Source organism: Actinomadura fibrosa (genome assembly GCF_900659615.1).
Taxonomy (GTDB): domain Bacteria; phylum Actinomycetota; class Actinomycetes; order Streptosporangiales; family Streptosporangiaceae; genus Spirillospora; species Spirillospora fibrosa.
Genome location: NZ_CAACUY010000015.1, coordinates 70,396 through 91,531 on the forward strand (window position 1 = coordinate 70,396; position 21,136 = coordinate 91,531).

Here is a 21,136-nt window from a genome sequence, read left to right on the forward strand (position 1 = left end):
CCCCCGTTCCAAGATGGGAGGCCGCGCGTGCCGGACGTCAAGCACTTCGATCCCGACGCCGTCCTGGAGGACGTCGTGCGGCTCTTCTGGCGCCAGGGCGCCGCCGCGACCGGCGTCCAGGACGTGGTGGACGCCACCGGGCTGAGCCGATCCAGCCTGTACGCGACCTTCGGCGGCAAGCGGGAGCTGTACCGCGCCGCGCTGCGCCGGTACGTCGAGCAGCGGTCCGGGCCCGCGTTCCAGCGCCTGGCCGAGGACCGGCGCGGCCTGCCCGCCATCGCCGACTTCTTCGCGGGACTGGTCCGGGCGCGCTGTTCGGGCGAGTTCGCCCGGTGGGGATGCATGGTCTCCAACGCGCACGCCGCCGGAGAGAACGCCGACCCGCAGGTGCGCGCCGTCCTCGACGAGCACCACGAGCGGCTGCGGGACGCGATGCTCGCCGCGCTGACCGCCGCGGACGCGCATGGGCAACTCGCACCCGGCGTGGACGCCCACGCCACCGCCGAGCTGCTGGCGCTGCTGGCCTACGGCGTCAACCTCCGCTCACGCGCGGGCGCCGACGCCGGCGCCCTCACGCGGACCGTGGACGCCGCGCTCGCCCTGCTCAGCGGGGATTCCCGGGCCACGCTGCTCTGAGCGGATCCGCCGTGGGCGGATCGGGCTGTGACCGGTGCGCGCGGTGCCGCAGGGTGAGGGCATGAGCGAGGAACGGAATGCCCCGTTGTTCAACGAACGGATGCGGCGCGAGCTGTACCAGGACCGTGTGCTCGTCCTGGACGGCCCGCTCGACGACGACAACGGCACGCTGCTGGCGACGCAGCTGCTGACCCTGGCGAAGGAGGACCCCTCGTCCGACATCGCGCTGTGGATCCACTCCCCCGGCGGGTCGGTGCCGTCGATGCTCGCGATCCGCGACGTCATGCGGCTCGTCCCGTGCGACGTGTCGACGCTGGTGCTCGGCATCGCCTACAGCGCCGGGCAGTTCCTGCTGTCGGCCGGGACCCGCGGCAAGCGCCGCGCCCTGCCGCACGCCCGCGTGCTGATGCACCAGGGCTCCGCCGGGATCGCCGGCGCCGCCGTCGACATCGAGCTCCAGGCCGGCGACCTGCGCCACACCCGCGACACGGTGCTCGGGCTCATCGCCGAGGACACCGGCCAGCCCCTCGACCGGATCTTCGAGGACTCGCTGCACGACCGCTGGTACACGGCCGGGGAGGCGCTCGACTACGGGTTCATCGACGCGATCGTCAGCAGCTTCGACGAGGTCGTGCCCGCCGGCCGCCACCCCGTCGGACTGGGCCTGCCGTCCGAGGGGGCCGCCCGATGAGCACCTACACGATCCCGAACGTCATCGCGCGGGACTCCCGCGGTGAGCGGATCATGGACGTCTACTCGCACCTGCTGACGGAGCGGATCATCTATCTCGGCACCGCCATCGACGCGGGCGTCGCGAACGCCCTCGTCGCGCAGCTGCTGTACCTGGAGTCCGACAACCCGGAGCGCGACATCCAGCTGTACATCAACTGCGAGGGCGGGGACCCGAGCGCGATGCTCGCCGTGTACGACACGCTGCGCTACATCCGCCCGCAGGTGGCGACGACGTGCGTGGGCCAGGCGGTCGCGGTCGGCGCCGTCCTCCTCGCCGCGGGCGCGCCCGGCAAGCGCGCGGCGCTGCCCCACACCCGCGTCGTCCTGCACCAGCCGGTGGGCCAGGGGCGGGGGGCGATCCCCGACCTGATCCTCCAGGCGGACGAGGTCGTGCGTGTGCGCGCGGACTTCGAGAGCATCCTGTCCCGGCACACCGGGCAGGACGTCGCGACGCTCCGCGCCGACACCGATCGCGACCGCGTCTTCACCGCCTCGGCGGCGCTGGACTACGGCCTCATCGACCATGTGATCGAGGAGCGGCAGCCGGTCCCCGTGTCGACACCCGGTTACGCGGCCAGCGCGTAAGCCGCCTGGCAGGTCGGGGCCGCGGGGGCGGCTCCGGCCGGCGCGGCGCGCAGGGTCGAGGCGACCTCCAGCGTCAGCTCGCCGAGCGTCACCCCGAGGGCGCCGGCGACCGCGGCGATCATCTCGCTGGACGGCTCCTTGACGCCGCGTTCCATCTCGGAGAGGTACTGCGGCGAGACCCCGGCGCGGCCGGCGGTCTCGGCGAGCTTCTCGCCGCGCTCGCGGCGCAGGTTCCGCAGGCACTGGCCGAGCGCGTCGCGCCACAGCGGCTCCGCCGGCCGGCGCGGCGCGTCCGGCGTCCGGCGCGGCTCGTGCGGCGTCCGGCGCGGCGCGTCCGGCTCGTGCGGCGTCCCGTCGGCGGGCCTGGACGATCGCGTGGTGTCGGGCATGCGTCCATCGTAAAGGGCACGCGGCCGGGTCTCAGTCCGCCATGGTCGAGCGCGGGTCCCAGCGTCCCTTCCGCATGAGGGTGGTGAGGCGGGGCCCGGCCTCGGGGTCGGCGTAGGCCTGCTGGGCGGGGCGCAGGCGGTCCGCGAGGTCGGCGGCGTGCAGGTCGACGGTGGCCTCGACGAGCTCGGCCAGCCTGCCGACGGACGACCGGGCCCGCAGCACCGCCGTGGCCTGGGCGGCGCCGGCGACGAGCAGCGCCGGCCACCACCAGGCGCCCAGGACGAGATAGAGCACGGCCCACGCGCTGAGACGGGCGGACGCCGTCACCGCCGTCCGCGCGGCGGCCAGCTCGTCGCGCACCTCGGAAGGCAGGATCAGCCAGAGCCGGGGCCAGGCGATGTCGAGATCGAGGCCGTAGACCGCCTCGACCCGCACCCGGGCGACGTGGAGGCGGTCCCCGATCCAGGTGGGCCGGTCGGCCTCCAGCAGGGAGACGCGGTCGGCGGCCGCGATCGCGCGCGCCGCCTCGGTCTCGCTCGTGGCCTGGTCCGCCCTGGCCTTGGCGCGGCGCGAGCGTTCGCGGCGCCAGGTGGTGAGCCAGCGCGCCGGCGCCCGCCGTCCGGGGAGGGTCCAGAGGATCTCGACGAACGCGCCGAGCGAGTCCGCCAGGAACCCGACCGCCACCGATCCGAGCAGGACCGCCAGAAGGACGAGGGCCGTGCCGCCGAAGGACTTCAGGGACGGGTCCGCCGACCACCGGGTGATCTGCCGTCCGAGCCGTCCGGCGTCCAGGGCGTGCCGGTGCCCGAGCGTCACCGCGATCGTGACGCCCGCCAGATACAGCAGGCCCGGGAGCGCGAGGAGCGCGAGCCAGCGCTCGGCGGCCTTCTTGCCGAGCTCACCCAGGAAGCCGGTCACGGTGCCAGCGGCCGCGGTCGAAGTACCTGGCCCAGCGCCCCGCAGGTGGGCGGCTCCTGCTGGGGACGCACCCGTCCGCGTCCCGCGCACAGTCCGGTGGGGCACGCCCACCACAGCGCGCCCGGACCGCGTCCGCGTGAACCGTCGAGCGGACGGTAGGCGCGCGGCTCGTCGGGATAGAAGCCGGTCCCCTCGACCGCGCGCATCAGCTCGTCGAGCCGGTCGAGGTCCGCCTCGATGCCGGGACCGGGGTCCCCGCTCCGGACGGCCGCCGCGGCCCGCCGGTAGGTCGCTTCCAGGTCCGTGCCGCTCACCATGCCCGCGAGCACGTCCTCGTTGAGTTCTCGGCAGAAGGCCGCCAGCTTCTCCGCGAGCGCCAGGCCCACGACCCGCCTCCTTCGCGATGCGTCATGCTCCGACGTGTAGATAGGCCGCCCAGCCGAAAGGGTTACGGGGGTGGTCCTCGCGCACGCGCAGCGCCACGTCGCGGAGGGCGAACGGTGCGCGGGACGGGTCGGGCGGACGTCTCCCGTCCCGGGTGAGCTCGGCGTAGAACGCGACGGCGAAGTCGGCGGCGGCCCGGTCGGCCACCGGCCAGAGCGTGCCGATGACCTGCCGGTATCCGGCGATGAGGAATCCGCTGGTGATGTGCAGGGCCTCGTCGACCCGGCTGCGGGACGGTCCCGTGCTGCTGCACGCGGACAGGAAGGCCAGGTCGGCGCGCAGCCGGAGCCGTGCGAGCGACTCGACGGTCAGCGGGTGCTCGCGGTGGTCGTGCAGGACGAGGCGCGGCGGCCCCGCGAGCGCGTCGCCGACGCCGTGGCAGGCCAGGTGGGCGATGGAGCACCGCTGGATCGCGTCGAGGACGGCGTCCCGGGTGGCGCCGGGCCCTTCGATGTGCCGGGCCCGCGGGACGAGCCGGAGGATCCCGGCCGCTTCGTCGGCGACCGCGTTCAGCGGCGGCGCCCCCGGCGTGTCGGGTTGGGACACCACCAGGACGGCGGCGTCCGCGGCGGGGGCCTGGTCGAGCGCCTGGCCGAGCGCGCGGATCGTCGGCGTGTAGGACGAGGCGGCGCGGTCCAGGACGCTCCGCCCGGGAATTCCCGGACGTCCGGCGGCGTGCAACGGGAGGAAGGCCGCATTGCCGACGGGGCACCAGCGGATCCGGGGCGGGTCGCCCGTGCTCGGCCCGTGGATGCCGAGTTGCTTGAGCACGGGCTCGGCGACCGCGTCCCAGATCCAGCCGAGGGCGTCAAGCAGGTCGTCGGTGGCTTTCCGCCGATCCGAGAAGTCGGCGGCGAGCGCCGCCTGTATCGCGTTGGCCTCGCGGACGAGCGCGTCGCCGGTCAGGTCCGGCAGGGGGACGGGGTCGGCGCCGTCCGGCGAGACGATGATGGCGTGGCCGCCGTCCGTGCCCGCCAGGACCATCACGACGGGAACGTCGTCGATCATGGCCCGGATCCGGTCGAAGGGCAGGGGACGCAGGAACGACGTGAACTCGGGGTGGGCGTGGATCGAGTCGAGCAACTCCTCCCAGCTGCTGCGCAGCTCTCCGCGCTCGGCGCGGATGCGTTCGCTCTCCCCGGAAGAAGTCGGGCCGGGCAAAGGGTCCGGTGAGGGGTGCTCCGCGGTACCGAGGAGGCGCATCCGTTCACGAAGCCGCCGGTACTCGGCGCACGCCTCGGGCATCAGCTCGTCGAGCCTGGCCAGGTCGGCGTCGAGGTCACGAGCGTCCGCGAGGAGGATTCCGCGGCTCTGCTCAAGGAGTTCGACGGCGCGCTCGGCGTCGTCCGCGGCGAGCGCCGCCCGCGCCGCGTCCGCTGCGAAACCGGCGAGGTGCCGGAGCCGGTCGCGGCGGTCCTGCCAGCTCATCGACAGTGGAGCGAGCTCGGTCAGCAGGTCGGCGGCCCTCCCGTACGCTCGCACGGCCTCGGTGGCGTCACCTCCCATCGCGATGATCTGGGCGAGACCGCGCGCGGCCTGGAAGCGCTCGTCGACGTCCGCGTCCTCGTCGCCTGCGATGGCGGCGAACGTCCGGCGCGCCTCGGTGAGGGCGTCGGGCCGTCCCAGGTGGCGGTGGATCTCGACCAGGACGGTACCGAGACGGAGCAGCGCGGCTTCCTGCTGGTCCGCCAGATGGGTCGCGTTCCCGAGCGAGCGGCGGAGGCCGCTCTCGGCGCCGAGCAGCGCCTCGGCCCGGCCGGTCTCCTGGAAGATCGCGAGCTGGGCGTCGGAGCGGTTCATCAGCGCGACCACGAGTTCCGTGCCGACGATCGCGTCGTCGCCGGTCACCGTGGCGAGCAGTCCCTCCGCCTCTTCGACCGACCCCAGGTCGCCGTACGCCTCGTAGTGGGCGGTGAAGAGCACGGCCAACGAGTTGTGGGCCGAGATCCGCCTGACGTCTCCGGTGGGTATGTCGCCGATGGCCCGCTGTGCCGCGGCCACCGCGGAGGTGAGCATCTCGGCGTCCTGGTGCCGCGAGAACAGCGTGTACTGGAGGTGGCAGAAGGTCACGAGCGTGGTCGAGGCGTGCCGGCTGCTCCAGCTCAGGTCCCGCATCGCCTCGTCCAGGAGGGCCCGGGCCTCGTCGAGCACGAACCCTTCGAGGGACGCGTCGTAGCGGGTCAGCAGGCCGGCCACGAGGTTCGTCAGGTAGAAGGACCGGTCCGCGTGGTGCCGGGGGGTCAGCGCGACGGCCCGGCGTTCGCAGGCGACCACCTCGTCCAGTTCCGCGAGGTCTCCGGTGCGGGAGTACGACAGCCGCAGGATGCTGCCGAGGTTGTTGGCGGCGCGGGCTCCGTCGGGGCGGGCCGCGACCGCGGCGCGCCCGACGGTCCGCGCCTCCTCCAGCAGGCCGTCGTCGGCGTCGTGCTGGCACAGGGTGCCCAGAGCGTAGCTCAGGCTCGCCAAGGCGTCCGCGAGGATGTGGACGGAGCGCCCTTCGGCGACCTGCACGGCCTGGCGCAGCGACCGGACGCTCTCGTCCAGGTGGCGCCGGTCGCTGGTGGCCTCGAACAGGGCGCACAGGATCTGGCCCTGGACGTCCAGCGCGGACGGGGTGAACCGCCAGCCGGGGGGCGCCGCCTCGATGGCGCGCCGGAGCAGGTCGGCGGCTTCGAGGAGGGCGCCGGGTCTCCCGCCGGCCAGCGCGTGGTCATAGATGATCCCTCCCGCCATCATCAGCAGGTAGGCGTACTCGTCGTCCTGGAAGGAGTCGGCGGTGGTCTCGGCCAGCAGCGTCCGAACGTGCCGGTCCGCCTCGCCGAGCGAGGCGGGCTCGCCTGTGGCCTGGTAGCGGGCGCGCAGGGCGGCGGCCAGCACGAGCACGGCGCCCGGGTCGGGTCGCGCGGCGGCGAGGGGCCGCAGCGAGGTGATACAGGTCTCCAGGAGACCGAGCCCGTCGAGATCGACCGTCATGAGGGCGAGCGCCGAAATGATCCTGAGTGTCTCGGCGTACTCCGGGGCGGACTCGTCGAGCGTCCCGAGCGCCGGTCGCAGAAGCGGGTGGTACAGCGGTGGGAGGAGCGGCTCCTCGTAGAGCAGGAACATGGTGTGGAACACCGTGAGGAGAGTCCGGAGCGCTCCGGGCTGCCCCCGCTCCGCCTGGTCGAGTACCGACCGGACGCAGAGGCCGAGCTCCGCCCGGACGCCGGGGTCCAGTTCAACCGTGTACCGAGCCGTCAGGACGGCGGCTCGCAGGCCGCGATCGGAGTCCGACTCGTCCTGCCGTACCTCCGGGTCGTCCAGCAGGGTCACCGCTTCCCGCAGCAGGGGCTCGGAGGCCAGCGGGTCCTCGTGGTAGAGGACGAACAGCCGGCTCGCCAGGATGCGTTTCCAGTTCGGCACCTCGGCTCGGCCGGGATACAGGCGGAGCATGTCGCGGAGCACCGGTACCGCCCGGCCCGCCCACTCGGTGTCGCCGGTGGCCGTCTGCAGATCCAGGCAGCCTTCGACGAACCGGTACCTCAACTCCAGGAGGGTGTCCTCCGGGTAGGCGTGCGTGATCGCCCGTTCGAGGCCGGCGAGTCCCCGCCGCAGGTCCTCAACGTCGCCGCCCGGCTCGTACCGCAGGACGTCGATCCGCGCGATCAGGTCGTCGAGGACGGTCCGGGCCTCGTCCACCGCCTCGTCCGCGTCCTCGACCCGCGACAGCAGCGCCGCCGCCTCCCGGGCCAGCCGGCGGGCCTCATCGAGGAGGACGGGGTCGTGCTCCTCGTCCACCAAGGCCTGGGCGAGGCGGAAGAGCCACGTCGCCCGCCTGCCGAGCAGCCACGCCGGCGGATCCGCCGCGGACCGCGTGGCGGGGAGTTCCCCGGCGACCTCGGCCAGCCGCCGCCGCGCGAGCACCAGCAACCCGATCACATCGGGCTCGGCCGGTTCGGGGAGCGCCACCTCGGCGAGGCGTTCGAGGGCGGCGTTCACCTCCCTGAGGAAGGCGGCGTCGTCCGCGGTCCCGATCTCCTCGGCGGCGGCCGCCATCGCGGCCCGCGCGTCGCGTCCGTAGGCGGTGATGAAGCCCGACATCCGCGGCAGCCACGCCAGGTCGCCGGGCAACCGCCTGAAGCGCGCCGAGGCGAGCCCCGCATAGCCGGACGCCTCCGCGAGATCGTCCCAGGTCTCACCGTCTCCGGCGTTCTGGCGCGCGAGGTGGTAGCGCGCCAGGACCAGGCGCGTCCGGCGCCCGTGCGACCGCTTCGCCAGGGCCGCCGCGCCCGAGGTCACCTCCTTCTCCAGGACCAGCCTCTTCCCTGACCTCTCCCACCGGTCGACCAGTTCGGCCAGCACTCCGCGCAACCTCCTCGTCAGGAGGGTGTTCAGCAGCGGGGGCACGGCCCACAGCAGCGCGAGAATCGCTACAACGAGACCCGTCAGCACCTTTCAAGGGAACCAGCCGACCGCACCGGAACGTGACCGTTCGGCTTCGCCGCGTCCGGCCAAATCCGGGAGGTTTAGTCCGAGAGGTCGAGCAGGCGGGTCAGGCCTTCCAGGAGGTCTTCGGTGGCGGTGGCCAGGGACAGGCGGACCCAGCCTTCGCCCTGGGGGCCGAAGGTCGTGCCGGGGGCGACCGCCACGTGGCGCTCTTGCAGGAGGCGGATGGCCCAGCCGGACACGTCGCCGCCGGACAGGGACGAGACGTCCGCCCAGAGGTAGAAGGCGCCTTCGGGGCGAAGGTAGGGCAGGCCCGCCTTGTCGAGGACGGCCGTGGCGGCGTCGCGGCGTTCGCGGTAGGCGTCGCGGGCGGCGGCGACCTGGTCCTGCGGGCCGGTGAGGGCGGCGAGCGCGCCGTACTGCGCGGGCGCGTTGACGCAGGCGACGAGGGGTTCCTGGAGCTTGGCGCAGACGGCGGAGAGGGCGGGCGGCGCGACGAGGTAGCCGACGCGCATGCCCGTCATCGCGTAGGTCTTGGAGAAGCTGAACGCGCTGAGGACGCGCCCGTCGGTGTCGAACGCGGCGGGGCTGACGTGCGGCGCGCCGAACGTGATGGCCTCGTAGCACTCGTCGGAGACGAGCCAGAGGTCGTGGCGGCGGGCGAAGTCGACCAGGCGGCGCACCTCGGTCTCGGGGAGGACCGCGCCCAGCGGGTTGGACGGGGAGTTCACGATGATCGCGCGGGTACGAGGCGTGACCAGGGCGTCCAAATCATCGGCGTCGGGGATGAAGCCGCGCTCGGGACGCAGCCCGTACCGGACGGGGACGGCCTGGAGGAGCTGGACGACCATCGCGAAGTTGGGCCAGCCCGGGTCCGGGATCAGCACCTCGTCGCCCGCGGAGACCACGGCCGAGAGCGCCAGGTGGAGCGCCTGCATCCCGCCCGCGGTGATGATCACCTGCTCGGTCGCGGCCTCGATGCCGTTGCGCTCGCCGAGCTTGGCGGACAGGGCCTCGCGGAGCTCGCCGACGCCGGCGTTCGGGACGTACCGGGTGCGGCCCTGGGCGTAGGCGTCCTCGGCGGCGGCGAGGACGTGCGGGGGCGTCGCGAAGCTCGGCTCGCCGACGTGCAGGCCGATGACCGGGCCCGGCAGCCGCCACGCCATGTCCATGATCGCGCGGATGCCGGAGCGGGGCATCCGCTCGGCGTTCGGGGCGATGGACGGCATCAGGCCTCCTTGAGGGACGGGAAGAGGGTGAGGGCCGTCCCGCCGTGGAGGGCGGCCTTCTCGGACGGGGACAGGCCGGGCAGCATCCGCCCGGACAGGCGGAGCAGCTCGGCGTGGCCGGGGACGTCCCTGGTCCAGGGGTAGTCCGAGGCCCACAGCATGCGGCCCGCGCCGTAGGCGTCGGCGAACGCCCGGACGACGGGGATCAGGTCGGGGTAGGGCGGCGCCTGGCGCGACAGCGCGTACTGCCCGGAGAACATCAGGTAGGTGTGCGGGTGCCGGGCCAGGGCGAGGACGGTGTCCAGGACGGGCGGCGGGAACGGGTCGTCGAACGCGGGGCGGCCGTGCCCGTCCATGCGCATGTCGTGCGGTGCGAAGCCGAGGTGGTTGAGGACGATCCGCAGGTCGCGGACCGTGCCGGGCAGCTCGCGCAGCAGCGGGAGCTGGGAGGGCGGCAGGTAGGTCCACAGCGGCAGGCCGCGGTCGGCCAGCTCGCGCAGGACGGGCAGCATCGGCGACGAGGCGAGCGGCCGGGACGGGTCGCCGAGCCATTGGGTGCGCAGGCCGGAGAAGCCCCGGTCGAGGCGGGTGCGGAGTGTCTCGACCGGGTCGCCGGGGCCGCGTCCCTGGGTGGCGGGGTCGGCGACGGCGATGGCGGCGAAGCGTCCCGGGTGGGCGGCCACCGTTTCTGCGACGTAGTCGTCCTCGGGGCCGAGGGGGACGAGCACGGCCTTGTCCACGTTGTTGTCCGCCATGACGGCGAGCAGGTCTTCGGCGGGTGCGTCCCGGTCGGCGGGCGCGAGGGCGTCCACGACCCGCGGGTGCACGGCCGCGGGGCGGAAGACGTGCAGGTGGGCGTCGATGATCATGAGCCGCCGCCGTGGTCCGGGGCCGTCCCGCCGGAGGCGCGGGCCGCGACCTGGGCGGCGACGCGGGCGGCCCGTTCGGCGATCAGCGGGACGTCGGTCTCGGACGGCGCGGCCGGGACGAGGTCGGAGCCGAGGCCGACCGCGACCGCTCCGGCGTCCAGCCACTCCCCCACGGCGTCGTGGCGGATGCCGCCGGTCGGCACCCAGGCCGTGCCGCGGAAGGGACCGTTCAGGGCGCGCATGTACGCGACGCCGAGCGGCCCGGCGGGGAACAGCTTGATGAGGCGGGCGCCCGCGTCGAGGGCGGCGGCGGCCTCGGTGGCGGTGCCCGCGCCCGGCAGCGGTTCCAGGCCCGCGGCGAGGACGGCCCCGATCAGCGCGGGGTCGGTGTGCGGGCTGACGCAGTAGCGGGCGCCGTGCTCGGCGGCCTGCCGCACCTGGGCGGGGGTGCGGATCGTCCCGGCGCCGAGGAGCGCGTCGCCGGGCAGGGCCGCGCGCAGCTCGCGGAGCGCGGCGGGCGCGGCGGGATGGTCGAAGGTGATCTCCATGGCGGTCAGCCCCGCGCCGTACAGGGCCCGCCCGACCGGCACGATGCGCCGGTGGTCGGTGAGCCGCAGGATCGCGATCGCGCCCGCCGCGCGGACGCCCTCGATCACGTCGCTCATCGCAGGATCCTCCGCGCCGGGGCGCCGCGGCGGCCGAGGTCGGCGGGGCGCATCGTGCAGGCGTCGCCGGGCAGGGTGTGCTGGAACGCGCCGGCCCAGGCGGCCTTGTCGACGGCCGCGGCGAGGTCGTCGCCGGTCAGCCGGGATGCGATCAGCGCGCCGAGCGCGGCGTCCCCGGCCCCGAAGGCGTCCACGACGTCGGCCTCGTAGGTCGGGCTCGCGACCTCGCCCCCAGCGGTGACCGCGACGACGCTGGTCGCCACGCGCCGCCCGGTGAGCTGGGCGGTCTCGCGCAGCACGACGGTCCCGCAGCCGAACTCGGTGATCGCGCGGTGGGCGAGGGCGACCTGGGTCTCCTCGGGAGACGCGTCCGGGAGCAGGCGCAGGAGGTCCTGGCGTCCGGCGAGCAGGAGGTCAACGGACGGCAGGAGGCGGCGCAGCACGGGGACGGCCTGCTCCCACGTCCACAGTTTCGCGCGGTGGTTGACGTCGAACGCGGTGTGCGCTCCGGCGCGGCGAGCAGCGGCGAACAGCGCCTCGACCGCGGCGGCGGGGCCGGGGCCGAGCGCGCAGGTGATGCCGCTGCACACGGCGGCGCCGGCGCCCGCGACGGCGTCGTCCCAGGCGAAGGTGTCCGGGGTGAGCCGGGTCATCGCGGTGGCGGAGCGGTCGTACAGCACCTCGGACGGGCGGGGGTGCGCGCCGTGCTCGACGAAGTAGAGCGGCGCGCGGGCGGCGCCGTCCCAGTCGACGTGCGCGGCGACGCCGTGCGCGCGGGCGTGCGCGGCGACGCGGCGGCCGAGCGGGTTGTCGGCGAGGCGGGTCAGCCAGGTCGCCGGCAGGCCGAGCGCGGCGGCGCCGATCAGCACGTTCATCTCCGCGCCGCCGACGTGGACGCGCAGGTCCGCGGCCTGCTCCAGCCGCTCGTGCCCCGGCGCGGACAACCGCAGCAGCGACTCGCCGAGCCCGACGACGCGCGGCGGCAGGGTGGCGGGGGGTTCATTCACGGTGGGACCTCGGGACGAAGAGGGCGGCCGCGGCGAGGATGACGACGCCGCGGATCAGGTCGGACGCGGTGGCGGGGAGCTGGAGCAGCGTGAACGAGCTCTCGACGAGCGCGAGCAGCGCGACGCCGCCGAGCGTCCCGGCGAGGCTGGCGCGTCCGCCGAGCAGCGACGCGCCGCCGACCACGACGACGGTGATGGCGGACAGTTCGAGGCCCTGCCCGGCGTTGGGCGAGCCGATGGTGGCGCGCGCGGCGAGCATGACGCCGGCCGCCGCGGCGAGCGTCCCGGCGATGACGAACACGAGGACGAGCGTCCGGTTGACCGGCACCCCGGCGGACCGGGCGGCCGCCGCGTCCCCGCCCACGGCGTGAACGTGCCGCCCGAAGCGAGTGCGGTGCAGCAGCACGGCGACGATCGCGACGGCGGCGGCGAGCACGGCGAGGGCGAGCGGGAACGGCCCGAAGCGGCGCATCCCGACGTCGGCGAGGGCCCTCGTGACCTGCCCGGACGGCGTCGTGCTGATCATGAAGGCGATGCCCTGGATCAGGTAGAACGTGGACAGCGTGACCACGAACGCCGGGATCCGCGTGTTCGCGACGATCAGCCCGTGCACGACCCCGATCGCGGCGCCGAGCAGCAGCATCGCGAGGATCGTCGGGATCGTCCGGATCGGGTAGCCGTCGATCAGCATCGCGGTGAGCAGCGCGGACAGCGTCGCCGTCGAGCCCACCGACAGGTCGATCCCGCCGGTGAGGACGACGAGGTGCTGGCCGAGCGCGACCAGGCCGAGCACGACGGTCGCGGTGAGCACGTTGGCGATGTTCGCGGCCGTCCAGAACCCGCCGGGGTCGGCGACGGTCAGCACCGCGACGAGCAGCGCGACGATCGCCCAGGCGGCGAGGCCGGTGCGGGCCGCGGCCGACAGCGCCGCCGCGAGCCGCTCCCGCGCGGGGGCGGCGCCCGCCGGGGCTGTGACCGCGGTCATGACGCCTCCCGCGAGGTCCCGAGGGCCAGGTGCATGATGCGCTCCTCGTTGATCTGGTCTCCGGTCAGCTCGCCGGCGACCCGGCCGCCCTGGCACACGAGCACCCGGTGGGCGAGGCCGGTCACCTCGGGCAGCTCGCTGGACGCGAACACGACGGCGAGGCCCTCGGCGGCCAGCCCGGCGACGATCCGGTAGATCTCCGCCTTGGCGCCGATGTCGATGCCGCGGGTCGGCTCGTCCAGCAGCAGCACCCGGGGGCGGGTGCGCAGCCACTTGGCGAGGACGATCTTCTGCTGGTTGCCGCCGGACAGCTGCCCGGTCGGCTGCTCCGGGCCCGACACGCGGATCCCGAACCGGTCGCGCTCGGCCTCGAACGCCGCCCGCTCGCGGGCGGCCGACAGCCAGCCGCCGGGCGACACGGCGCCGATGCTGGACAGCGTCGTGTTGGCGCGGACGGGCAGGTCGAGCACCAGCCCCTCGGTCTTGCGCTCCTCGGGGACGAGCACGACCCCGGCCCGCACCGCCGCGTGCAGCGAGGCGCGGACGGGGCTGCCGCCGACGGTGACGGTCCCGGCGGCGCGGGGCTGGACGCCCGCGAGCGTGCGCAGCAGGCGGCTGCGGCCGGAGCCGAGCAGCCCGGCGACGCCGACGATCTCCCCGGCCCGGACGGTCAGGTCGAGGCCCGGCCCGGCGGCGCCGGGGCCAGCGGGCAGCAGGCCGCGGACGCTCAGGACCTCCTCGGCGCCGGGCTCGGCCAGCTCGGGGAAGACGGCGTCGACGTCGCGTCCGACCATCTCGCGGACGATCCGGTCGATCGGGTACGCGTCCGCCGGGCCGGTGGAGACGAGCCGTCCGTCGCGCAGGACGGTGACGTCGTCGGCGAGCGCCCGGACCTCCTCCAGCCGGTGCGTGATGTAGATGATCGCGACGCCGTCCGCGGCGAGCTCGCGGACGACGGCGTGCAGCGCGGACAGGCCCTCGCCGGACAGCAGCGCGGACGGCTCGTCCAGCAGCAGGACGCGGCTGCCGCGCACCAGCGCCCGGGCGATCTCGACGAGCTGCTGCGCGGCGGCGGACAGCGTGCCCGCCCGCGTCCGGGGGTCGAGGTCGCCGAGGCCCGCGCGGCGCAGGGCGGCGCGGGCGGTGTCGCGCTGCCGGTCGCGGCTCAGCAGGCCGCGGCGGCTGACCTCCTGGCCGAGCATGACGTTGTCCAGCACGGACAGCTCCGGCAGGACGGTCAGCTCCTGGTACACCGCGGACACGCCGTGGGCGAGCGCGGCGCGCGGGTCGTGCAGCCGGACGGCGGTGCCGCCGATCCGCAGCTCGCCCTCGTCGGGCGGCTGGTTCCCGGTGAGAATCTTGACGAGCGTGGACTTGCCCGCGCCGTTCTCGCCGAGCAGGGCGTGCACCCGTCCGGCGCGGCAGACGAGGTCCACGCCGTCCAGCGCGGTCACGCCGGGGAACCGCTTGACCAGGCCGCGCGCCTCCAGCGCCGGTGCCGTCATCGTCTCGCCTCCCATCAGCAGAGCTTCAGCTTCTTGAGCAGGTCCGCCGGGAGGGCGGAGGGGACGGCCAGGTCGTCGCTGCACTCCGGGCGCACGTACTGCGTGATCTGCTTGTCGGTGAACACGGCGGAGTTCACGTTGACCTGGCTGGGGACCTTCTTGCCGGCGAGGACGTCCAGCGCCGTGTCGAGGCACTGGGCGCTCTGCTCGGGCGGGAACGCGCTGAGCGCGAACGGGACGTCCTTGCCCTGGACGGCCTTGAGGAACGCGTTGGTGACGTCGCCGGTGACCGGCGGCACCGGCTTGCCCGCCTGGCTGTACGCCTCGTACACGCCGAGGTCGGTGATCGCCGAGTCCGACCAGACGGCCTTCAGGTCGGGGTAGCGGGCGAGGAGCTGCGCGGCGACGGTCTTGGCCTTGGTCGCCGACCAGTCGGTGTTCTGCTTCGCGACCACCTGGATGCCCGGATACCGCTGCGCGAAGATCTTCTCGGCCTGCTTCTTCGGCAGCTCGGCCGTGGGCACGCCCGCGATGCCGGACAGCATCGCGATCTTGCCCTTGCCGCCGATGCGCCGGGCGATCCACTCGGCCCACAGCGTGCCCTGGAGCTCGTAGTCGCGGGTGACGGTGCTGACCGCGCCGGAGCCCTCGCCGAGCCGTCCGGAGCACACCACGACGGGGATGCCCTGGCTCGCGGCGGCCCGCACCTGCCCGGTGATCGCGTCGCCCATCGGGACGACGACGAGCGCGTCGGGACGCTGCGCGACGAGCTGCTGGACGTTGTCGACCTGCTTGTTCACGTCCCCGTTCGCGGACGCGTACAGGACCTTCGCGCCCCGCTGCCTCGCCCGGTACCGGAACGCCTCCTCGTTGGTGGTGGCCCAGGCGTTCGTCGGCCCCTGCGCGGCGAACGCGATCCGGTAGCCCTTCTTCGGACGGTCCTTGGCGAAGCGGGCGGTGTCGATCTCGCAGACCTGCGTCCCCGCCGCCGGGGTCAGGCCGGGCAGGCCGATCGCGTCACCGGCCTGCCGCCACGTCTGCGCGTACTGCTGCCGGAACGACTGCGCGGTGCTCCCGCCGCAGTCGGCGGCGGCACCGAGCCCGGTGCCCGGCGACTCCCGCTCGGTGCTGCACCCGCTCAGCGCGAGCGCGCTCGCGGCGGCCACCGCGACGGCGGCCCGGACCCGGGGTAGACGGAACGGCACGGGGAGGACCTCCTCGATGCGGGAACGGAGGGCGTGGCGGCGCCCGCGGGTGCTCATCGGGTCCCCGCCGCGGCCGGGCCGCGCTGGCGCAGCCAGGTGGCCAGCAGGATCGCCGCGCCCTGGACGGCGAGCTGCCCGCCCGTCCCGGCGCCGAGCTGGAGCATCCAGACGATCAGCACCGCGAGCAGCGCGACGCCGAGCACGGTGTGCCCGATGTGGCCCTTGCCGCCGGTCAGCGCGACGCCGCCGATGACGGCCGCGGCCAGCGAGTTGAGGTCGAGGCTGCGGGACAGCTGGGCGTCGACGTGACCGGCGTAGCCCGCGCTGATCAGCCCGGCCAGCACCGCGAGCAGCGCGCTCGCGATGTAGCCGGCGGCGATGACGCGTCCGGTGCGGATGCCGGACAGCCGCGCGGCCCGCGGGTTCGACCCGGTCGCGTACAGGCGGCGGCCGGCGCCGGTGCGGGCGAGCACGACGGCCGCGACCGCGGCGACGCCCGCGAACACCCACAGCGGCGTCGGGACGCCGAGGACGCGCCCCGAGCCGAGCGTCTGGAGGCCGTGCGGGATGTCGCCCGCCGCGGCGCCGCGCGTCCACGCCGTGATCGCGCCCTGGACGAGCACGAACACCGCGAACGTCGCGACGAACGGCGGGACACCGCGCAGCACGACCAAGCCCGCGTTGACGGCGCCGATCGCGATCCCGGCCAGCACGGCGAGGAGGATCGCGGCGGGCAGCTTGCCGCCGTCCCCGTCGGTCTGCGTCGCGACGATCACGGTCGTCAGCCCCATCACGGCGCCGACCGACAGGTCGATGCCGCGGCCGAGCAGGACGACCGTCTGCCCGACGGCGGTCACGCCGATCAGCCCGGCCTGGAACAGGACGAGGCGCAGGTTCGCCTCGGAGTAGAAGCCGGGCGTCCACACGGCGGCGGCGACCAGCACCAGCGCCAGGCCGCTGAGCGGCATGAGCGTGCCGGCCGGGGCGAACCGCGCGGCCCGTCCGGCGGTCAGGGTCGTCATGGACCCTCTCCTCTCTCGCGTCCCCCGGTGTCGTGTTCTTCCTTGTCGTCCGCCGGGGCGCAGAAGGCCGCGGCGACGCCCGCGTACAGGCCGGCCGCGCGGCGCAGCGCGGCGATCGACACCCACTCGTCGGCGCCGTGCGCCCGGCGCAGCAGCCCCGGCCCGAAGGCGGGCAGGACCGGAACGTTCCACGCCGGTTGCAGGAAGGCCGCGTCGGTCGTCCCGGGGAACATCGCGTCCGGTGGCACCGTGCCGAGCACCCTGCGGCACGCGGCGCGCACCGCCTCCGGCAGCGGGCCGGACGGGTCCGACACCGTCCCGGGCAGGTAGCCCTGCTCGTCGAACTCGACCTCCAGGTCCGCGCCGGTCCGCTCCGCCACCTCGGCGACGAGCTTCGCCACCGGCACGCGGACGTCGTCGCGCCCCGTCCCGGGCAGCAGCCGCACCTCGGTGTCGACGCCCATCCGCCCCGGCAGGACGCCGAACCCGACGCCGCCGCGGAACGCCAGCGCGGTGTTCACGGTCGTGGTCCACCCCTGGATCCCGTACGGGTCGTCCGGGGACGGGATGGACAGCCCGGCGAGCGCCACCGCCGCGTGCGCCGCGTCCACCCCGGCGTTCCGCGTGCCCGCGGCGTCCGACAGGCTGGAGTGGCCCTGCCGCCCGCGGGCGACGGCGCGGAGCCGGGCGATGCCGCGGCTGCCGAGGTGGAGCGCGTCATAGTCGTCCTCCAGGCCGCCGGGCTCGCCGATCAGGACGGCGTCCGCTCCGAGGTGGCCCTGCGTCTCGGCGAGGTACTGGGCGCCGTGGTAGGCGCCGTCCTCCTCGTCGGCGGTGAACAGCAGCGACAGGCGTCCCGCGCCGAGCGCGCCGCTACCGGCCAGGTCGGCGGCGGCGAGGATCATGGCGGCCAGGGCGCCCTTCATGTCCGCCGAGCCGAGCCCGTACAGGCGGTCGCCGTCGATCTCGGCGCCGAGCGGGTCCACCGTCCAGGACGCGTCGCCGATCGGCTTGGTGTCCATGTGGCCGCACAGGACGAGGTGCCGCCCGCCCGGGCCGAAGTCGAGGGTGACGAGGAGGTTCGGCCGCTCGCTGGAACGTTCCAGCACGGTGGGCGCAGGCAGCCCGGCGTCCACCGCCAGCTCCGTGAGGGCCCCGGCGACCGCGCGCTCGTCCCCGCCCGGGTTCGGGCTCGGGATCCGGATCAGCGCCCGCGCCATCTCCACGACGTCGCCGCCGGTCGCCGGCACGCCGGTCACCGGGTCGCCGCCGGGACGGACGGTCACTTGTAGCGCTCCGCCCAGTCGTTGCCCTGCCAGGTCTTCATGTTCACCGGGTCGAGGCGGAACAGCCAGCGCGGCTTGTCGAGCGTCGGCTCCAGGTAGCGCGGACCGTTCTCGCCCAGGTACCGGACGCTCATCCGCTCGGCGATCGGCAGCCACTGCCCGTCCAAGCACGGCTCCTCGACGAGGTGCGCCCGGCACTGCGCGACGACCTTGCGCTGCGTCCCGGCCTCGTCCACGGTGATGGCACAGCGGCCGTCCTCCGCGAGGTAGCGGCCCCAGGCGGCGCGCTCGCGCGGGACGACCCAGAACGACGCGCCGTCCCACTCGTGCCAGCAGGGCACCACGTACGGCCAGCCGTCGCCGTCCAGGCAGGCGAGCCGGGCGATGTGGCCCTCGGCGAGGAAGGCCGAGACCTCGTCCGCGGCGAGCCTCCCGACGGTCCCGCGCCAGCTCTCGTCCGCGCCCGAGGGTGCGGGGGCAGTCTCGCTCATGAGACCTCCTTGGTGTCGTGTCCTGCGGTTCGGTGGCCCAGCCGCGCGGACAGCTCCGCGGCGGCCGCCAGGGCCAGGGCGGCGTTGGCGGGCAGGTCCTCCCGGGGGAACCGGTAGGCCGGCGCCGACACCGAGAGCGCCGCGACGGCCCTGCCGGTGTGGTCGAACACGGGGACGGCCACGCACCGGACCCCGTCCTCGTTCTCGATCTCGTCGATCGCGTAGCCGCGCCGCCGGGTGGCCGCGAGCTCGGCGGCGAGCGCGGCGGGATCGGTGATCGTGTTGGGTGTGCGCGCGGTCAGCGGCCCGTCCAGGACGGCGCGCAGGACGTCCTCGTCGGCGTGGGCGAGCAGCGCCTTCCCTATGCCGGTCGAGTAGAGCGGGTTCATGCTGCCGACGACCGCCGCGGGCCGCACCGCCTGCGGGCTGTCGCTCTTGGCGATGTAGAGGACCTGGAGCCCCTGCCGGACGCCGAGGTAGCAGGTCTCCCGGGTGGCCTCGGTGAGGCCCCGCATCAGGTCGTCGGCGCGCTCGCGGACGTCCAGCCGGTCGAGGAAGCGCTGCCCCCAGACCGCCGCCCGCGGGCCGAGCTCGTAGCGGCCGGACGCGTCGGTGCGCAGCAACTCGCTGCCGCACAGCACGTCGAGCAGGCGCAGCACGGTCCCGCGCGGCACCCCGCTCGCCTCGACGAGGTCGGTCAGGCGCTGCGGACCGGCCTCGGCGACGAGGTCGACGAGGGCGAGGCCCTTGACGAGCGCCTTGGCCGTGCCCGTGGCCTCTCGGACCACTTTGGACTCCACGTCCATTCCCGTTCTGGACATAGCGTCCATTCCTAGCATCCACCCTCTGACCTGCACAATAAGCAGGACGCGGGAATCTCGATCGGTCCGCCCGGCGGAGACCCCGGAGACGGGCGGCGACCACCCCGCCCGCACGGACGGGTTTTCGGACGGCTCCCGGACCGGTTCCGGCTAGGCGCGGGGCAGCGCCGGCGCGGCCGGCGCGGTTAGCGTTGGGGCGGCCGACCCGCCCGGCGAGGAGCACGCATGAGCAGACTGCCGCTGGGCCCGCGTCCGGGGATCGGATTCGGGCACCAGGTCTCCGTCACTCCCGGAGCCTTCGTCACCAAGCGCGAGTGGCTCATCCTCCCCATCCCCGTCGAGCGGCCGGAGCACGGCTGGACGGACCAGAACGTCCAGTGCCCCGTCTGCGGCAGGACGGAGACCGTGCGGGTGGCGTCGCTCGCCAAGGCGCAGCGCAGGCAGCAGGCGCTGCGGACGGGGTCGGCAGCGGCCCTGGCGGTCGCGGCGCTCTGCGCGCTGCTGCTGATCCCCGCCTCGGCGGGCCTGCGGCTCGCGCTGGGCTTCGTCATGGTCATCGCGGGCGTCACCGCCTTCACCCTGTTCATGCGCCTGGGCGTGGAGGACGGGGTGGCCGTGCGCCGGCCGACGGCGACCCGCATGCGCGGCCACATGCTCCGCTGGCCCGCCGGGACACCCCACCGATGGCAGCGCCCCCAGGCTGCGCCGCCGAACCGCCCCGACCTGTCACCCGCACCCGGCGAACAGCCGACCCCGTCCAGCGGACAGCAGTCCGCGTCCGACGAGCAACGGACCCCGTCCAACGAGTAGCGGCCCCTCCGACGAGCAACAAGCCCCGCCCGGCGAACAGCAAGCCCCACCCGGCGAGCGACAGGCCCCGCGCCCGGCGAACAACAGGCCCCGCCCGGCGAACAGCGGCCCCCGTCTGGCGGGTAGTGGGCGCGGGGCGCTAGCGCGGGGGCCTCATCGCGGGACGCTATGGGCGGGGCAGTAGAGCGCGCGTGCAGTCTCGTTCGGCTTGGGCGTCCAGGCGCTCCCATGCCTCGACTGCGTGAGTCAGCTCGGCGGGGTCGTCGTTGAGGCGGCCGCGCGCGCGGGCGAGGCAGGCCGCCGCCCAGGCGTTCTCCTCGGCGAACGGGGCGGCGTCCGCCACCAGGTCCGCCGCGCCGGGCAGCCGCGCCGCCGCGGCCAGTTCCGCGCCCGCCGCCCGCGCGTACGGGAGGTACGGGTCGAGTGGCGCGTCGACGGCGAAGGCCCGGCGCACGAGGGGTTCGGCGTCGTCGAGGCGCCCGTCGTGGACGGCGAGGCGGGCGTCCACGAACGCCGCGACCGGGGCCGCGCCGAGCGTGCCGCAGGCCACCTCCGCGGCGCGGGACCTCCACAGCGCGGCGGTCTCCGGCTCGCCGAGCATCGCGCACGCCAGCTCCGCCGTGCACACCGCCGGCAGCATCCAGAGCGGCGCCGGGCGCCCGGCCCGCTCCCACTGGTCCCACATGCGCCCGGCGTGGTCGGCCGCCTCGCCGAACCGCCCGGTCAGCGCGAGCGGCTGGATCAGGCGGCTGGCCGTGATGTGGGTGTCGCTGAGCAGGTCGTCGCCGATGCCCGCGCGCGCCGCGGCCATCGCGCCGCCCAGGTCGCCGGCCATGATCGCGTAGATGCAGGCGCGGCCGTAGGTGTTGCAGACCTCCGGCGCGCAGTACGGGTCGTCGCGGTCCATGGACGGCAGCAGCAGGAGGCGCTCCCGGGTGACGCGGTTGGCCTCCCGCAGCCGTCCGGCGCGCAGGGCCGCCGTCCCCGCCGCGCATAGTCCGGCGCTCACCAGCACCGGGTCGCCGGTCGCCCGGGCGGCGTCGACGGCCGCGGACGCGAGGCCGGGGTCCGGCACGCCCCGCTCCGGCCCGGCCAGCCACGCCCGGGCCAG

The 21,136-nt window shown here is 75.0% G+C and carries 20 protein-coding genes; 4 read left to right on the forward strand and 16 right to left on the reverse strand.

Going from position 1 to position 21,136, the window contains the following annotated elements; translation table 11 throughout:
- The first annotated feature begins 27 nt into the window (after positions 1-27).
- The 3 genes from E1300_RS08795 to E1300_RS08805 all read left to right on the forward strand — a co-directional run bounded on the left by E1300_RS08795 (position 28) and on the right by E1300_RS08805 (position 1,953).
- Positions 28-636: a TetR/AcrR family transcriptional regulator gene (locus E1300_RS08795; RefSeq protein ID WP_131756378.1), complete on the forward strand. Its 609-nt coding sequence runs from the start codon at positions 28-30 to the stop codon at positions 634-636.
- A 61-nt stretch (positions 637-697) separates the two neighbouring features.
- Positions 698-1,327 carry a ClpP family protease gene (locus E1300_RS08800; protein ID WP_131756379.1) on the forward strand — a complete coding sequence of 210 codons (630 nt, stop codon included), beginning with the start codon at positions 698-700 and terminating at the stop codon, positions 1,325-1,327.
- Entirely contained in the window at positions 1,324-1,953 is a 630-nt protein-coding gene (locus tag E1300_RS08805; protein WP_131756380.1) for a ClpP family protease, read from the forward strand. Before E1300_RS08800 ends, E1300_RS08805 begins: the two co-directional genes overlap by 4 nt.
- Here E1300_RS08805 and E1300_RS08810 read toward each other — a convergent pair.
- From E1300_RS08810 to E1300_RS08880, 15 genes are all read right to left on the reverse strand, one after another.
- Positions 1,935-2,342 (reverse strand): helix-turn-helix domain-containing protein, encoded by a 408-nt coding sequence (locus tag E1300_RS08810; RefSeq protein ID WP_131756381.1) that lies wholly within the window; start codon positions 2,340-2,342, stop codon positions 1,935-1,937. The two genes, E1300_RS08805 and E1300_RS08810, sit on opposite strands and share 19 nt — an antisense overlap.
- A gap of 31 nt (positions 2,343-2,373) precedes the next feature.
- Positions 2,374-3,261: a hypothetical protein gene (locus E1300_RS08815; RefSeq protein ID WP_131756382.1), complete on the reverse strand. Its 888-nt coding sequence runs from the start codon at positions 3,259-3,261 to the stop codon at positions 2,374-2,376.
- Complete coding sequence (locus E1300_RS08820) at positions 3,258-3,647, reverse strand: hypothetical protein (RefSeq protein ID WP_131756383.1); 390 nt, start codon at positions 3,645-3,647, stop codon at positions 3,258-3,260. The genes E1300_RS08815 and E1300_RS08820 overlap by 4 nt, the downstream gene beginning before the upstream one ends.
- 22 nt (positions 3,648-3,669) lie before the next feature.
- A complete protein-coding gene (locus E1300_RS08825) occupies positions 3,670-8,136 on the reverse strand; it encodes a CHAT domain-containing tetratricopeptide repeat protein (protein WP_131756384.1) in 4,467 nt (1,488 codons plus the stop codon).
- Positions 8,137-8,210: 74 nt separating this feature from the next.
- Positions 8,211-9,359: a pyridoxal phosphate-dependent aminotransferase gene (locus E1300_RS08830; protein ID WP_131756385.1), complete on the reverse strand. Its 1,149-nt coding sequence runs from the start codon at positions 9,357-9,359 to the stop codon at positions 8,211-8,213.
- Positions 9,359-10,228, reverse strand: a complete 870-nt coding sequence (locus E1300_RS08835) for an amidohydrolase family protein (protein ID WP_131756386.1) — start codon at positions 10,226-10,228, stop codon at positions 9,359-9,361. The genes E1300_RS08830 and E1300_RS08835 overlap by 1 nt, the downstream gene beginning before the upstream one ends.
- Positions 10,225-10,893 (reverse strand): bifunctional 4-hydroxy-2-oxoglutarate aldolase/2-dehydro-3-deoxy-phosphogluconate aldolase, encoded by a 669-nt coding sequence (locus E1300_RS08840; protein ID WP_131756387.1) that lies wholly within the window; start codon positions 10,891-10,893, stop codon positions 10,225-10,227. Before E1300_RS08840 ends, E1300_RS08835 begins: the two co-directional genes overlap by 4 nt.
- Positions 10,890-11,900 (reverse strand): sugar kinase, encoded by a 1,011-nt coding sequence (locus E1300_RS08845; protein ID WP_131756388.1) that lies wholly within the window; start codon positions 11,898-11,900, stop codon positions 10,890-10,892. The genes E1300_RS08840 and E1300_RS08845 overlap by 4 nt, the downstream gene beginning before the upstream one ends.
- A complete protein-coding gene (locus tag E1300_RS08850; protein WP_131756389.1) occupies positions 11,893-12,885 on the reverse strand; it encodes an ABC transporter permease in 993 nt (330 codons plus the stop codon). Before E1300_RS08850 ends, E1300_RS08845 begins: the two co-directional genes overlap by 8 nt.
- Positions 12,882-14,405 carry a sugar ABC transporter ATP-binding protein gene (locus E1300_RS08855; protein WP_131756390.1) on the reverse strand — a complete coding sequence of 508 codons (1,524 nt, stop codon included), beginning with the start codon at positions 14,403-14,405 and terminating at the stop codon, positions 12,882-12,884. The genes E1300_RS08850 and E1300_RS08855 overlap by 4 nt, the downstream gene beginning before the upstream one ends.
- Entirely contained in the window at positions 14,405-15,652 is a 1,248-nt protein-coding gene (locus tag E1300_RS08860; protein ID WP_131756391.1) for a substrate-binding domain-containing protein, read from the reverse strand. The genes E1300_RS08855 and E1300_RS08860 overlap by 1 nt, the downstream gene beginning before the upstream one ends.
- Positions 15,649-16,617, reverse strand: coding sequence for an ABC transporter permease (locus tag E1300_RS08865; RefSeq protein ID WP_131756392.1), 969 nt, complete (start codon positions 16,615-16,617; stop codon positions 15,649-15,651). The genes E1300_RS08860 and E1300_RS08865 overlap by 4 nt, the downstream gene beginning before the upstream one ends.
- Positions 16,614-17,903 (reverse strand): M20 family metallopeptidase, encoded by a 1,290-nt coding sequence (locus tag E1300_RS08870; RefSeq protein WP_131756393.1) that lies wholly within the window; start codon positions 17,901-17,903, stop codon positions 16,614-16,616. Before E1300_RS08870 ends, E1300_RS08865 begins: the two co-directional genes overlap by 4 nt.
- Complete coding sequence (locus E1300_RS08875; RefSeq protein WP_131756394.1) at positions 17,900-18,394, reverse strand: pyridoxamine 5'-phosphate oxidase family protein; 495 nt, start codon at positions 18,392-18,394, stop codon at positions 17,900-17,902. Before E1300_RS08875 ends, E1300_RS08870 begins: the two co-directional genes overlap by 4 nt.
- On the reverse strand, positions 18,391-19,215 hold the full coding sequence (locus E1300_RS08880; RefSeq protein WP_165502746.1) for an IclR family transcriptional regulator: 825 nt from the start codon (positions 19,213-19,215) through the stop codon (positions 18,391-18,393). The genes E1300_RS08875 and E1300_RS08880 overlap by 4 nt, the downstream gene beginning before the upstream one ends.
- A gap of 225 nt (positions 19,216-19,440) precedes the next feature.
- Between E1300_RS08880 and E1300_RS08885 the strand changes: the two genes are divergently transcribed.
- On the forward strand, positions 19,441-20,025 hold the full coding sequence (locus E1300_RS08885; protein ID WP_131756396.1) for a hypothetical protein: 585 nt from the start codon (positions 19,441-19,443) through the stop codon (positions 20,023-20,025).
- A 166-nt stretch (positions 20,026-20,191) separates the two neighbouring features.
- On the opposite strand, the gene E1300_RS49905 is transcribed toward E1300_RS08885, so the two are convergent.
- Positions 20,192-21,136, reverse strand: a 945-nt coding sequence (locus tag E1300_RS49905) for a hypothetical protein (RefSeq protein WP_165502747.1), incomplete at its 5' end; no start/stop codon positions are given.

Coding starts and splice junctions, on each gene's coding strand:
- E1300_RS08800 (WP_131756379.1), top strand. CDS start 698: ATGAGCGAGGAACGGAATGCCCCGTTGTTCAACGAACGGATGCGGCGC.
- E1300_RS08805 (WP_131756380.1), top strand. CDS start 1,324: ATGAGCACCTACACGATCCCGAACGTCATCGCGCGGGACTCCCGCGGT.
- E1300_RS08810 (WP_131756381.1), bottom strand. CDS start 2,342: ATGCCCGACACCACGCGATCGTCCAGGCCCGCCGACGGGACGCCGCAC.
- E1300_RS08830 (WP_131756385.1), bottom strand. CDS start 9,359: ATGCCGTCCATCGCCCCGAACGCCGAGCGGATGCCCCGCTCCGGCATC.
- E1300_RS08835 (WP_131756386.1), bottom strand. CDS start 10,228: ATGATCATCGACGCCCACCTGCACGTCTTCCGCCCCGCGGCCGTGCAC.
- E1300_RS08840 (WP_131756387.1), bottom strand. CDS start 10,893: ATGAGCGACGTGATCGAGGGCGTCCGCGCGGCGGGCGCGATCGCGATC.
- E1300_RS08850 (WP_131756389.1), bottom strand. CDS start 12,885: ATGACCGCGGTCACAGCCCCGGCGGGCGCCGCCCCCGCGCGGGAGCGG.
- E1300_RS08855 (WP_131756390.1), bottom strand. CDS start 14,405: ATGGGAGGCGAGACGATGACGGCACCGGCGCTGGAGGCGCGCGGCCTG.
- E1300_RS08860 (WP_131756391.1), bottom strand. CDS start 15,652: ATGAGCACCCGCGGGCGCCGCCACGCCCTCCGTTCCCGCATCGAGGAG.
- E1300_RS08865 (WP_131756392.1), bottom strand. CDS start 16,617: ATGACGACCCTGACCGCCGGACGGGCCGCGCGGTTCGCCCCGGCCGGC.
- E1300_RS08875 (WP_131756394.1), bottom strand. CDS start 18,394: ATGAGCGAGACTGCCCCCGCACCCTCGGGCGCGGACGAGAGCTGGCGC.
- E1300_RS08880 (WP_165502746.1), bottom strand. CDS start 19,215: ATGTCCAGAACGGGAATGGACGTGGAGTCCAAAGTGGTCCGAGAGGCC.
- E1300_RS08885 (WP_131756396.1), top strand. CDS start 19,441: ATGAGCAGACTGCCGCTGGGCCCGCGTCCGGGGATCGGATTCGGGCAC.